Source organism: Amycolatopsis coloradensis (genome assembly GCF_001953865.1).
Taxonomy (GTDB): Bacteria; Actinomycetota; Actinomycetes; order Mycobacteriales; family Pseudonocardiaceae; genus Amycolatopsis; species Amycolatopsis coloradensis.
In genome coordinates this window covers 30,791-42,608 of the sequence record NZ_MQUQ01000016.1, presented here as the reverse complement: position 1 = coordinate 42,608, position 11,818 = coordinate 30,791, and the positions used below count along the sequence as shown (strand labels likewise).

Annotated in this window: 6 protein-coding genes and 1 pseudogene; 5 read left to right on the top strand and 2 right to left on the bottom strand. The window is 69.9% G+C overall.

Features of this window, described 5'->3' with window-relative positions; all coding sequences use genetic code 11:
* Window positions 1-81: 81 nt before the first annotated feature.
* Window positions 82-1,455, bottom strand: coding sequence for a glutamine synthetase family protein (locus BS329_RS29275; protein WP_076164584.1), 1,374 nt, complete (start codon window positions 1,453-1,455; stop codon window positions 82-84).
* A 95-nt stretch (window positions 1,456-1,550) separates the two neighbouring features.
* On the opposite strand from BS329_RS29275, the gene BS329_RS29270 reads away from it, so the two are divergent.
* The 3 genes from BS329_RS29270 to lgt are packed head-to-tail and all read left to right on the top strand — an operon-like array spanning window position 1,551 to window position 4,920.
* On the top strand, window positions 1,551-2,693 hold the full coding sequence (locus BS329_RS29270) for an amidohydrolase family protein (RefSeq protein WP_076164583.1): 1,143 nt from the start codon (window positions 1,551-1,553) through the stop codon (window positions 2,691-2,693).
* The gene (locus BS329_RS29265; RefSeq protein ID WP_076164581.1) at window positions 2,690-3,856 is read left to right on the top strand and encodes a M20 metallopeptidase family protein; all 1,167 of its coding nucleotides are present in this window, start codon (window positions 2,690-2,692) and stop codon (window positions 3,854-3,856) included. The genes BS329_RS29270 and BS329_RS29265 overlap by 4 nt, the downstream gene beginning before the upstream one ends.
* A 29-nt stretch (window positions 3,857-3,885) precedes the next feature.
* Complete coding sequence (gene lgt, locus BS329_RS29260; RefSeq protein WP_076164579.1) at window positions 3,886-4,920, top strand: prolipoprotein diacylglyceryl transferase; 1,035 nt, start codon at window positions 3,886-3,888, stop codon at window positions 4,918-4,920.
* Between the two features lie 119 nt (window positions 4,921-5,039).
* On the opposite strand, the pseudogene BS329_RS45560 reads toward lgt, so the two are convergent.
* Window positions 5,040-5,171 (bottom strand): annotated as a pseudogene (locus tag BS329_RS45560) (short-chain dehydrogenase); the annotation flags it as partial.
* Window positions 5,172-5,593: 422 nt separating this feature from the next.
* On the opposite strand from BS329_RS45560, the gene gltB reads away from it, so the two are divergent.
* Both gltB and BS329_RS29240 read left to right on the top strand, forming a co-directional pair.
* Window positions 5,594-10,162, top strand: a complete 4,569-nt coding sequence (gene gltB, locus BS329_RS29245) for a glutamate synthase large subunit (protein WP_076164574.1) — start codon at window positions 5,594-5,596, stop codon at window positions 10,160-10,162.
* Window positions 10,155-11,663, top strand: a complete 1,509-nt coding sequence (locus BS329_RS29240) for a glutamate synthase subunit beta (protein WP_076164572.1) — start codon at window positions 10,155-10,157, stop codon at window positions 11,661-11,663. The genes gltB and BS329_RS29240 overlap by 8 nt, the downstream gene beginning before the upstream one ends.
* Window positions 11,664-11,818: the final 155 nt, after the last annotated feature.

Sequence of the window (11,818 nt, the reverse complement as noted above, 5' to 3'; positions counted from 1 at the left end):
CGCGTGAAGGCCCCCTTCCCTCGGCTGGTCACTCAAAACCATGGCCGAGGGAAGGGGGCCTTCACGCGACAGTGGGCTCGCTCAGTGCCGCCACCGCTGCGCCTCGGTGATCTCCTCCGGGCTCGCGTGCGCGAACCGCTCGATCTCCGCCCGCCGCACGTCCACGATCGTCGTCGCCAGCGGCGCGCCGAACGCGGCCGCCAGCTCCTTGTCCGCTTCGAACGCCGCGACGGCTTCCTCCAACCGCAGAGGCAGCCGCTCGATCCCGCGGGCGGCACGTTCGGCCTCGGTCAGCGTCCCCGGATCCACGTCGACAGGCTCCGGCAGCGACGCGTCCTCGTCGGCACCGGCCATCCCGGCGAACAACAGCGCGGCCGCCAGCAGGTATGGATTCGCGGTCAGATCGAAGCATTTGACCTCGAGGTTCGCCGCCGAGGCACGGTTACCGGCCACCCCGCGCACCAGCCGCAGCGCCGTCTCCCGGTTCTCCAGCCCCCAGGCGGTGTACACGCCCGCCCAGTGGTGCGGCTCCAGCCTCAGGTAGCTGACGACCGACGGCGCCCCGATCGCGAGCAGCGCGGGAAGCCGCCGCAGGATGCCCGCGCTGAACGACTCCGCGACCGGCGTCAGCCCGAAAACCCTTTCACCGCCGGAGAAAAGGTTCCGTGCGCTGTCCCAGACGCTCAGATGCACGTGCCCGCCGTTGCCGACGCCGGCGGGCGCGAACTTCGGGGTGAAGGACGCCCGCAGTCCGTGCCGGTGGCTGAGCGCGCGGATCGTTTCCTTCGTCAGGACGGCGACGTCGGCCGCACGCACCGGGTCGGCGGCGGCGACGGACAGTTCGAATTGGCCGTCGGCGTACTCGGGGTGGATCTGTTCCACCCCGACCCCCTGCTGGTCCAAAGTGGACACCAGCTGACGGAGATAGTCCGCACGCTCGGAAAGCCGCGTGTAGCCGTAGGCCGGTCCCGCGGTGGCCGACGTCGGATCGTCCGGGGTGTCGGCGCTGGTGATCACCCATTCGATTTCGAAACTCATCAGCGCCCGGTGACCGCGCGCGGCGAGCCGGTCCACCGCCGTCGCCAGCAGAGCGCGCTGATCCTGCGGATGCGGCTCGCCTTCCTGGTCGAGTTTGGTCACCGGCGCCCAGGCCCAGCCGGGCTGCCCGGCGAGGACGGTCAGCGCGTCGAGATCCGGATGCAGCCGCAGGTCACCGACCGGCCCGAGCGAATGTTCGCCACCGGTGATGCCGTCGTCGAAACCGAAGAAGTCGAAGCAGGTCGCGGCGCCCACACCCCACGCGGCCGCGGACGGCAGCTTCCGCAGCGGCACCGCCTTGACCCGCGCGATCCCGGCGTTGTCCACGAAGGTCAGCGCCACCAGTTCGACCCTCCGCGCCCGGAGGTCCCCGACGAGGGCGGTCGCGCGGGCGGTCAGTGCTTCCCGGTTCACCATGGTTCCCCATCCTGGCCTCATCCCGAGCCCCTTGCCACGCCCGGATCCGGTCATAAGGTGGGGCCGCACTCGTCGATCACGAGAAGGGACGCGCCATGCCGGGAACCCCGATCCTGCCGTTCGTCGCCGAGGCCCGGCTGGTGGACCACCACTGCCACGGTGTCGTCACCGGAGATCTCGGCCGGATCGAGTTCGAGCAGATGCTCACCGAGGCCGACACCGTCTCTTCACTGGGCACGACGTTGTTCGACTCGCTGATCGGCCTCGCCGTCCGCGCCCGCTGCGCCCCGATGCTCGGCCTGCCACCGCACGTCCCGGCCGAGGTCTACCTGGCCCGCCGCGCCGAATTGGGCGCCGCCGAGGTCAACGCGCGATTCCTGCGCGCCACCGGCACGACGGAGTTCCTGCTCGACGGCGGCTTCCTGCCGGACACGCTGACCACGACCGGGCAGTTCGCGGCCCTGTCCGGCGCCCGCGCGCGGGACATCGTCCGGCTCGAACAGGTCGCCGAAGCGGTGATCGTCTCCACCACCGCCGCGGGATTCGCCGCCGCCTTCACCGGTGAGCTGGCGAAACGCGCCACGACGGCGGTCGGCTTCAAGTCCATCGCCGCCTACCGGGTCGGACTGGACCTGGCGGGGGAGCGCCCCACGGGCACCGAAGTCACCGAGGCGGCCGGTCGCTGGCTCGCCGGGATCGAGGCGGGCGAACCGGTCCGGCTCGCCGACGAGGTGCTGCATCGGTTCCTGATCTGGACCGGGATCGACCTGGCCCTGCCGATCCAGTTCCACGTCGGCTTCGGCGATTCCGACGTCGACCTGCACCGCTGCGATCCGCTGCTGCTCACCGGGCTGCTGCGGGCGACACGGTCGCGCGGGGTGCCGATCATGCTGCTGCACAACTACCCCTTCCACCGGAACGCCGCGTATCTGGCGCAGGTGTTCGAGCACGTGTTCATCGACGTGGGACTCGCGACGCACAACGCCGGTCATCGTGCGCCCGCGATCATCGCGGAGACAATGGAGATCGTGCCGTTCGGAAAACTGCTGTTCTCCACCGACGCGTTCGGGCTGGCCGAGCTGTACCACCTCGGCACCGGGTTGTTCCGGCAAGGACTGTCGGACTTCCTGTGCGCCGGGCTGTCCGCCGACGTACTGTCCGAAGTGGACGCACGCCGGATCACGGCGCTGGTGGGGCACCGCAACGCCGAACGGGTGTACGGGCTGGAGGGGACATGACGGAACTGGACGAACTACAGGACCGGTGGGAGGCCGCCGTCGAGGCGGAGCTGCCGTCCGCGATCGAGCTGCGGCACCGGGTGCACGCCGACCCCCGCGCGTCGGGGAATGAAGAGGACACCGCGCGGGTCGTCATCGAGGCGCTGGGCATCGACGGCGTCCGGGTCGCCAAGACCGGCCGGGCCGTGCTGTTCCCCGGCACCGGGCCGGGACCGGCCGTGGCGCTGCGCACCGAACTGGACGCGCTGCCGGTCACCGAGCGGACCGGCGTCCCGTGGGCTTCGGAGACGTCGTTGATGCACGCGTGCGGGCACGACGTGCACATGGCCGCGCTCGTCGCGACCTGCCGCGCGGCTGCCGTCGTCGGGGTGCCACGGCCGCTCCTCGCGCTCCTGCAACCGCGTGAGGAGACGTCGCCGTCCGGCGCGCTGGACATCGTCGAGTCCGGGGTGCTCGCCGAGTACGGCGTCGAGTCGGTCATCGGCGCGCACGTCCAGCCGCGGCTCGCGGCGGGGGTGGTGTCGGCGGTGCCGGGGCCGGTGAACGCGTCCACCGAAGAATTCGACGTGGTCGTCCGCGGCCGGGGCGGGCACGCCGGCTACCCGCATCTGCTGCGGGACCCGATCCTCGCGCTCAGCCAGATCGTGGTGAGCCTGCAACAGCTCGCGAGCCGCCGCGTCGATCCGGTGTTCGGCGCGGTCTGCTCGATCGGCCGGATCGAGGCGGGGACGACGGCGAACGTGGTACCGAACGAGGCCCGCCTCTCCGGCTCGCTGCGGCTGATGCGCGCGGAGGACCGCGACCTCGCGCTGGAGGGGCTCGCCGAGGTCGTCCACGGCACCGCCAAGGCGCACGGCTGCCGGGCTGAACTGGAGATCCGTCCGTGCGAACCGGTGCTGCACAACGACGCCGGGCTCACCCAGCACGCGCACCGGCGGCTCGTCCGCGCGGGGGCGAACGTCGACCTCGACTTCCGGTCGTTCGGCGCCGACGATTTCGCGCACTACTGCGGGGTGACGCGCGGCCTGATGATGTTCGTCGGCCTCGGTGACACCGCCGGCGCTCCCAGCCTGCACGACGAGCTGTTCCTGCCGCCGGACGCAGCAGTCGGGCAGGTGGCTTCCGCGCTGATCGCGGGCTTTTTGGCCGCCGTCGAGGGCTGACGGTCCCAAGACGCGGAAGAAGCGCTACGGTGGCCGACGTGAATACCGCCTCGGCAGCGTTCCTCGCGACCATCCCCAGCCCCGACCAGGGCGTCTGGCATATCGGACCGGTCCCGCTCCGCGCCTACGCGCTCTGCATCATCGCCGGCATCATCGTGGCGATCTGGCTGGGCGAACGGCGCTGGATCGCCCGTGGCGGCACGAAGGGCACCGTCATCGACGTCGCCGTCTTCGCGGTGCCGTTCGGCCTGGTCGGCGGGCGGCTGTATCACGTCATCACCGACAACCAGCTGTACTTCGGCGAGGGCAAGAACCCGGTCGACGCGCTGAAGATCTGGGACGGCGGCCTCGGCATCTGGGGCGCGATCGCGCTGGGCGCGGTCGGCGCGCTCATCGCCTGCCGCCGCCGGGGGATCCCGCTGCCCGCGATGGCGGACGCGCTCGCGCCGGGGATCGTGATCGCGCAGGCACTGGGTCGGGTCGGCAACTACTTCAACCAGGAACTCTACGGCGCGCACACGGATCTGCCGTGGGGACTGGAGATCTACCAGCGCTACAACCCGGCCAACCCGGACGACTTCCTGAACGGCATCGCGATCGGGCACGTCCCGCTGCCGGACAGCCCGGTGCACCCGACGTTCCTCTACGAGCTGATCTGGAACCTCGGCGTCGCGCTGCTGGTCATCTGGGCGGACAAGAAGTTCCGCCTCGGCCACGGCCGCGCGTTCGCGCTCTACGTCGCCGGGTACACCGCGGGCCGGTTCTGGATCGAGATGATGCGGACCGACACCGCGAACCACATCCTCGGCCTGCGGGTCAACGTGTGGACCTCGATCCTGCTGTTCGCCGCGGCGATCGTCTACTTCGTCCTCGCCGCCAAGCGAGGGCCGCGGGAGCTGCCGGAAACGCTGTGGAACAAGGGCGTGCCACGAGACGACCCCTCGGATGCCGAAGACGCGCCCAAGAGCGAGGAACACGCGGAGATCGCGGCGGCCCCGGACACGGTCCGGGACTCGGCCGTCGACAAGGCGACCGAGGACCCGAAGCCCGACTCCGAGAAGTAGCGCTCCGCGTTGCCCACCACCACCTCGAGCGCGGACGTCGTCACCGAGCCGACGGAGATCGCGTTCACCCGGACCTTCGGCGCGAGGTACGCGGCGAAGCCCCGTCCGGTCACGCGGCCCATGACGGACGAGATGTTGACGACCGAGCCGCCGGTCTCCAGTAGGGACGGTGCCGCCGCGACGGTCAGCGCGTGGGCGGTGGAAACGGTGAAGCGGAAGGATTCTTCGAGGAACTCGGTGCTGGTTTCCAGCAGCGGCCGGGTCGCTCAGACGTCGCCGCGCCGATCCCGCGTCCGGCGCCGGTGACGACGGCGACCGGGTCCGTGAGCCGGAAACGGCCAGGATCAAGCGCAGAACAGTAACATGTTCTAGTTATGTGGCCCAGCGTGCGAAGCGCGCCCGAAGTGACTAGGGTCGCCTCGCCGCGTCTCGTGACAACCCGGAACAGGACATATACTTAGCGGGACGAACTACCGTGACCCCATCAGGAACTGTGTCGTTCCGGGCATCCAGATCGTTACCCATCAGCGGGCTTTCTCGTCCGATGAACTGATGCCCGCATGTTTCCCAGGTGTTAAAGTCGCGCTAACGAACGGGCCATCGTCGTCCCGTGCGCATTCCCCCGGCCGGCCCGTCCGGCCCGCTGAGCACAGACGACGAAGGAGGTCCCTTCATGATCTTCTCCGCCATTCCCGGCAAACAAGGTCTCTACGATCCCGAATCCGAACAGGACTCCTGCGGTGTGGCCATGGTGGCCGACGTCCGCGGGCGCCGCTCGCACGGCATCGTCACCGACGGCCTGGCCGCGCTGACGAACCTCGACCACCGTGGCGCCGCCGGTGCGGAGCCGACCAGTGGCGACGGTGCGGGCATCCTGTTGCAGCTACCCGACGGGCTGCTGCGGGCCGAAGTGGAGTTCGCCCTGCCCGAGGCCGACGCGGACGGTCACCAGACCTACGCGACCGGGATCGGTTTCCTGCCATCGGACACCGAGGAGCGCGGCGAGGCCGTCGCCCTGATCGAGCGGATCGCCACCGAAGAGGGCCTCGACGTCCTCGGCTGGCGTGAGGTCCCGGTCGACGCCGACCGCGCCGGCATCGGCCCGACGGCACGTTCGGTGGCGCCGCATTTCGCGATGCTGTTCGTCGCGGGCGCCGAGACCGACGGACGGCGCCCCGGCGGGCTCGAACTGGACCGCCTGGCCTTCTGCCTGCGCAAGCGCGTCGAGAACGAGAGCGTGACCGCGGGACGGGGCACCTACTTCCCGTCGCTGTCCTCGCGGACGATCGTCTACAAGGGAATGCTGACCCCCGAGCAGCTCCCGCTCTTCTTCACCGACCTGACCGACACCCGGCTCACCAGCGCCATCGCGCTCGTGCACTCCCGGTTCTCCACCAACACCTTCCCGTCGTGGCCGCTGGCGCATCCGTTCCGGTTCGTCGCGCACAACGGCGAGATCAACACCATCCGGGGCAACCGCAACCGCATGCGCGCCCGCGAGGCGCTGCTCGAATCGGACCTCATCCCCGGCGACCTCACCCGCCTGTACCCGATCTGCTCGGCCGACGCGTCGGACTCCGCCTCCTTCGACGAGGTGCTGGAGCTGCTGCACCTCGGCGGCCGGTCGCTGCCGCACGCGGTGCTGATGATGATCCCCGAGGCGTGGGAGAACCACACCGGGATGAACGCCCAGCGTCGTGCGTTCTACCAGTTCCACGCCAGCCTGATGGAGCCGTGGGACGGCCCGGCCTGTGTCACCTTCACCGACGGCACGCTCGTCGGCGCGGTGCTGGACCGCAACGGCCTGCGTCCCGCCCGATGGTGGCGCACCGCCGATGACCGGGTCGTGCTGGCCAGTGAGGCCGGAGTCCTCGACGTCGCCCCCGCGGACGTCGTGGCCAAGGGCCGTCTCAAGCCCGGGCGCATGTTCCTGGTGGACACCGAGGCGGGCCGGATCGTCGACGACGAAGAGGTCAAGTCGGAGCTGGCCAAGGAACTCCCGTACGAGGGCTGGCTGCACGCCGGTCTGCTGCAGATCGCCGACCTGCCCGACCGCGACCACATCGTGCAGAGCCACGATTCGGTGCTGCGGCGTCAGCTTTCCTTCGGCTACACCGAAGAAGAGCTGAAGATCCTCCTCGCGCCGATGGTGGCCAAGGCGGCCGAGCCGATCGGTTCGATGGGTTCCGACAGTCCGCCCGCGGTGCTGTCGCAGCGTTCCCGGCTGCTCTACGACTACTTCAAGCAGAATTTCGCGCAGGTCACCAATCCGCCGCTGGACGCGATCCGCGAAGAGCTGGTCACCTCGATGAGCCGGATCATGGGCCCCGAGCGGAACCTGCTCGCCCCCGGCCCGGCCTCGTGCCGCCACGTGCAGCTGCCGTATCCGGTGATCGACAACGACGAACTCGCCAAGCTGATCCACATCAACGACGACGGCGACCTTCCCGGCTTCGCGTGCAGTGTCCTTTCCGGACTGTACGAAGTGGACGGCGGGGCCGACGCGCTGGCGTCCGCGATCGAACGGGTCCGGCGCGAGGCCTCCGAGGCGATCGCGGCGGGCGCGCGCACCCTCGTGCTGTCCGACCGCGACTCCGACCACCGCATGGCGCCGATCCCGTCGCTGCTGCTGGTGTCCTCGGTGCACCACCATCTGGTGCGCACCAAGGAAAGGCTCCGCGTCGCGCTGGTCGTCGAGACCGGTGACGCCCGCGAGGTCCACCACATCGCGCTGCTGCTGGGCTACGGCGCCGCCGCGGTGAACCCGTACCTGGCCTTCGAGACCATCGAGGACATGATCTCGACCGGTGCGATCACCGGCATCGAACCGGCCAAGGCGATCCGCAACTACGTCAAGGCGCTCGTCAAGGGCGTTCTGAAGATCATGTCGAAGATGGGCATCTCGACCGTCGGCGCGTACACCGCGGCGCAGGTGTTCGAATCCTTCGGGCTGAGCCAGGATCTGCTCGACGAGTACTTCACCGGGACGTCGTCGAAGCTCGGCGGCGTCGGACTGAGCGTGCTCGCCGAAGAGGTCGCCACCCGCCATCGCCGCGCGTACCCGGACAACCCGACCGACCGGGTCCACCGTGGACTCGAGACCGGCGGCGAGTACGCGTACCGCCGCGAGGGCGAACTGCACCTGTTCACCCCGGAGACCGTCTTCCTGTTGCAGCACGCGACGAAGACCGGCCGCGAAGAGGTCTACAAGCAGTACTCCGACGAGGTGCACCGCCTCTACCGCCAGGGCGGCGCGCTGCGCGGGCTGTTCTCCTTCCGCGAGGGCACCCGCGAACCCGTCCCGCTGGACGAGGTCGAGCCCGTCGAGGCCATCTTCAAGCGCTTCAACACCGGCGCGATGTCCTACGGCTCGATTTCGGCCGAGGCACACGAAACCCTCGCCATCGCGATGAACCGTATCGGCGGCCGGTCCAACACCGGTGAGGGCGGGGAAGACCCCGAACGCCTGTACGACCCGGAGCGGCGCAGCGCGATCAAGCAGGTCGCGAGCGGCCGGTTCGGCGTCACGAGCGAGTACCTGGTCAACGCCGACGACATCCAGATCAAGATGGCGCAGGGCGCGAAGCCGGGCGAGGGCGGGCAGCTGCCGCCGAACAAGGTGTACCCGTGGATCGCGCGGACGCGGCACTCCACGCCGGGCGTCGGGCTCATCTCGCCGCCGCCGCACCATGACATCTACTCGATCGAGGATCTCGCCCAGCTGATCCACGACCTCAAGAACGCCAACGAGAACGCCCGCATCCACGTGAAGCTGGTGTCCTCGCTCGGCGTCGGCACGGTCGCGGCGGGCGTGTCGAAGGCACACGCCGACGTCGTGCTGATCTCCGGCCACGACGGCGGCACCGGTGCCTCCCCGATGAACTCGCTCAAGCACGCGGGGACGCCGTGGGAGATCGGACTCGCCGAGACACAGCAGACGTTGCTGCTCAACGGTTTGCGTGACCGGATCACCGTGCAGGTCGACGGCGCGATGAAGACCGGCAAGGACGTCGTCGTCGCCGCGCTGCTCGGCGCGGAGGAGTACGGCTTCGCGACGGCGCCGCTGATCGTCGAAGGCTGCGTCATGATGCGCGTCTGCCACCTCGACACCTGCCCGGTCGGCGTCGCGACCCAGAGCCCTGATCTGCGCAAGCGCTACACCGGCCAAGCCGACCACGTCGTCAACTACTTCCGGTTCGTCGCCGAAGAAGTCCGGGAAACGTTGGCGGCACTCGGTTTCCGCACCCTCGACGAGGCCATCGGCCACGCCGAGATGCTGGACACCGACAAGGCGATCGAGCACTGGAAGGCCTCCGGGCTCGACCTGTCGCCGATCTTCGAGATGCCGAAAGAGACCCCGTACGGCGGGGCGAAGCGGCGCACGCGAACGCAGGACCACGGCCTGGAACACGCGCTCGACCGGACGCTGATCCAGCTCGCCGAGGCGGCGCTGGAGGACGCGCATCCGGTGCGGCTGGAACTGCCGGTGCGGAACGTGAACCGGACCGTCGGCACGCTGCTCGGTTCCGAGATCACCCGCCGCTACGGTGGCGAGGGCCTGCCCGAGGACACGATCCACGTGCTGCTGACCGGTTCCGCCGGGCAGTCGCTCGGCGCGTTCCTGCCGCGTGGCATCACCCTCGACATGGTCGGTGACGCGAACGACTACGTCGGCAAGGGCCTGTCCGGCGGGCGGATCATCGTGCGCCCGCATCCGGACGCGAAGTTCGCCGCCGAAGGCCAGACCATCGCCGGGAACACGCTCGCCTACGGGGCCACCGGCGGCGAGATGTTCCTGCGCGGCCAGGTCGGCGAACGGTTCTGCGTGCGCAACTCCGGCGCGGTGGTCGTCGCCGAGGGCGTCGGCGACCACGCCTTCGAGTACATGACCGGCGGGCAGGCCGTGGTGCTCGGCCCGACCGGGCGCAACCTCGCGGCAGGCATGTCCGGCGGCGAGGCCTACGTGCTCGACCTCGACCGGAGCCGGGTCAACGAGGAGATGGTGAACCTCCTGACCCCGCGGTCCGAGGATCTCGCCTGGCTCAAGAAGACCGTGCAGAAGCACTACGACCTCACACGTTCGGCCGTGGCCGCGTCGCTGCTCGGCGACTGGCCGCGTCGCTCGGCGGCGTTCACCAAGGTGATGCCCCGCGACTACCAGCGTGTCCTTGACGCGGCGAAGGCGGCGCGTGCCGCGGGCCGCGACGTCGACGAAGCGATCATGGAGGCCGCACGTGGCTGACCCGACCGGTTTCCTGAAGTATGAGCGCGAAGAGCCGAAGAAGAAGTCCAAAGAGGAGCGTCTCGCCACCTGGGGCGAGGTGTACGCCGACGTGGAACCCGGCGAGCGCAACGAACAGGTGCGCAAGCAGGCCTCGCGGTGCATGGACTGCGGCATCCCGTTCTGTCACTCCAGTGGTTCCGGCTGCCCGCTGGGCAACCTGATCCCGGAGTGGAACGACCTGGTGCGCCGCGGCGACTGGGCCGCGGCGAGCGACCGGCTCCACGCGACCAACAACTTCCCCGAGTTCACCGGGAAGCTGTGCCCCGCGCCGTGCGAGGCGGGCTGCGTCCTGTCGGTCTCGCCGATGTCCGGCGGCCCGGTGGCGATCAAACGCGTCGAGCAGACCATCGCCGACCAGTCCTGGGAAGCGGGCTACGTCCAGCCGCAGATCTCGGCGGTCTCGTCGGGCCAGCGGGTCGCGGTCGTCGGCTCCGGCCCGGCCGGGCTCGCCGCCGCGCAGCAGCTGACCCGCGCCGGCCACGAAGTGACCGTCTACGAACGGGATGATCGGCTCGGCGGCCTGCTGCGATACGGTATCCCCGAGTTCAAGATGGAGAAGAAGGTCCTCGACCGGCGGCTCGCGCAACTCCGCAACGAGGGCACGAAATTCGTCACCGGCTGCGAGGTCGGCGTCGACCTGACCGTCGAGGAACTCCGGGCGGGCTACGACGCGGTGGTGCTCGCCGTCGGCGCGCTGCGCGGCCGCGACGACACGACGACCCCAGGCCGCGAGCTGTCCGGGATCCACCTGGCGATGGAACATCTGGTCCCGGCCAACAAGTACGTCGAGGGCGACGGCCCGTCGTCGGTCGACGCCGCGGGCAAGCACGTGGTCATCATCGGCGGTGGCGACACCGGCGCCGACTCTTACGGCACCGCGACCCGCCAAGGCGCGCTTTCGGTGACCCAGCTGGACCAGTACCCGACGCCACCGTCCACAAGGGACGACGAGCGGTCGCCGTGGCCGACCTGGCCGTACATCCTGCGCACCTATCCGGCGCACGAGGAGGCGGGCGAGCGCAAGTTCGCCGTCGCGGTCACCCGGTTCCTCGGTGACGACGACGGCACCGTGCGTGCCATCGAACTCCGGCAGGTTCGCGTGGTCAAGGACCCCGAGACCGGCAAGCGGATGGTGACCCCGGTCAACGACGAGGTCGAGGAACTGCCCGCCGACCTCGTCCTGCTCGCGATCGGGTTCGAGGGTGTCGAGCACATGCCGCTGCTCGACGGGCTCGGGCTGTCGTTGACCAGGCGTGGCACGCTTTCGTGCGGCGCGGACTGGCAGACCTCCTCGCCCGGCGTGTTCGTCTGCGGCGACGCGCACCGCGGTGCCTCGCTGGTGGTGTGGGCGATCGCCGAAGGACGCTCGGTGGCGAGTGCCGTCGACGCCTATCTCACCGGTGCTTCGGACCTGCCCGCGCCGGTGCACCCGACGGCGTTGCCGCTCGCCGTCGTCTGATCCCGCTGGAGATGTGCCGCGAAAGCCACTTTCGAGACATCTAGTGTCCCGAAAGTGGCTTTCGCGACATCCGGCGGGGATGACGAACGGCAGCGGGAGACCCCTACCCAAGGCGGAGGGCCGGGATCAGCCTCGGGGCCGACGCGGTAGGGCCG